Source organism: Stenotrophomonas sp. 2YAF22, from assembly GCF_052114665.1.
Lineage (GTDB): Bacteria > Pseudomonadota > Gammaproteobacteria > Xanthomonadales > Xanthomonadaceae > Stenotrophomonas > Stenotrophomonas indicatrix.
In genome coordinates this window covers 1-1,191 of the sequence record NZ_JBFRFE010000890.1, presented here as the reverse complement: position 1 = coordinate 1,191, position 1,191 = coordinate 1, and the positions used below count along the sequence as shown (strand labels likewise).

Genomic DNA, 1,191 nt, shown 5'->3' with positions numbered 1-1,191 from the left:
TGGATGCCGCACAGGTCCTCGGCGAGGATCGGGATGTGTTCGGCCTGCAGGTACTGGCGCACGAACTCGGCGTTGCGCGTGCCTACCGGATTGCTGGTGAAGCCCTTCAGCACGTTGGCGCCGCCGAACACCTTCGCCTCGATGCGCTTGCGGTGGGCGCCGCGCTTGAGCATGTCGTTGATCAGCAGTTCCATCGCATAGCTGCCATAGCGCGCGGGCGCGCCGTCGCCGGCGTTGCCTTCGGGCAGCAGGAAGTGGTTCATGCCACCGATCTTCAGCACCGGGTCGCGCAGGCACGCGGCCACGCAGGAGCCCAGCGTAGTGGTCAGCGCAGTGGTGTCATCCACCACCAGGTACTGGGTCGGCAGCAGCTTGGCGGCGATGGTCTTGAAGCGTGCGTCCTGGTAGCGCATCACATCGTCGGTACGCAGTGATGCGTTCATGCGCCGGCCTTTGCTGCACGACGGTACAGGGTGCGCCCGCAGGGCTGGATCAGATCGGCAGCGTGCAGGTAGTTCTCCGAGTGGCCAGTGTAGAGCAGGCCGTCGTCGGCCAGGTGATTGACCAGGCGGCCAAGAATCGCGCGCTGGGTCGGCTTGTCGAAGTAGATCATCACGTTGCGGCAGAACAGCGCATCGAATGGGCCGCCGACGTCGTATCGCGGTGCCAGCAGGTTCAACGGGCGGAATTCGATCAGCTCGCGCAGCGCCGGCAGCACGCGACACTGGCCTTCGTTGGGACCACTGCCACGCTGGAAATAGCGGCGACGCAGGTCCGGGTCGAGGCCGGCGACACGGTCGATGTTGTAGACGCCGCGGCCGGCGGTGGCCAGCACCTGGGTGTCGACGTCGGTGGCGACGATGCGCACCGGCGGCTTCAGGGTGCCGAACGCTTCGCAGGCGGTGATCGCCATCGAGTAGGGTTCTTCGCCGGTGGAGGCGGCGCACGACCACAACAGCAGCGGACCGCGCCCGTTGCGCTGCTGCAGCTCTTCGCGCAGCTTGTCGAAATGGTGCGGCTCGCGGAAGAACGCAGTGAGGTTGGTGGTCAGCGCATTGGTGAATGCCTGCCACTCGTCACCATCACCCTGTTCCAGGTGGTCCAGGTACTGCTGGAAGCTGCGCATGCCCAGCGTGCGCAGCCGGCGTGACAGGCGTCCGTACACCATGTCGCGCTTGGCCGGGGCGAGGG

General features: G+C 66.2%; 2 protein-coding genes. Both read right to left on the bottom strand.

Annotated elements, in window-relative coordinates:
* Nucleotides 1-443, bottom strand: a 443-nt coding sequence (cheD, locus tag AB4Y84_RS22025) for a chemoreceptor glutamine deamidase CheD (protein WP_442250980.1), incomplete at its 3' end; no start/stop codon positions are given.
* Nucleotides 440-1,191, bottom strand: a 752-nt coding sequence (locus AB4Y84_RS22020) for a CheR family methyltransferase (protein WP_442250979.1), incomplete at its 5' end; no start/stop codon positions are given. The genes cheD and AB4Y84_RS22020, both read right to left, overlap by 4 nt.